At 58.7% G+C, this 247-nt stretch carries 1 pseudogene; it reads left to right on the forward strand.

Annotated elements, in window-relative coordinates:
- Nucleotides 1-38 precede the first annotated feature (38 nt).
- A pseudogene (locus QP415_RS12510) lies at nucleotides 39-247 on the forward strand (MFS transporter); the annotation flags it as partial.

The following is a 247-nucleotide window of genomic DNA, read 5'->3' on the forward strand; positions in this document are numbered from 1 at the left end:
TCCTGAGCGAATCGGTCTCTCCCGCGATTCTAGGCACCATGCTCGGTATTATTAGCGCCGCTAACGGCGGCGTGGGCGGCCTAGACGGATGGTTTGGCGGGATCCTCACCGACCACTTCGGTTTCCAGGCTATTTTCTTCGTTATTGCGGGTCTCACCTCAGTGGCAATTATCCTGACAGTTCGACTACTCACGACGCAGGAGCGGCCTGCCGCCAGCGGAAAAATGGATTGGTGGGGCGGCGGACT

It is taken from the genome of Pauljensenia sp. UMB3104, from assembly GCF_030217285.1.
Taxonomy (GTDB): Bacteria; Actinomycetota; Actinomycetes; order Actinomycetales; family Actinomycetaceae; genus Pauljensenia.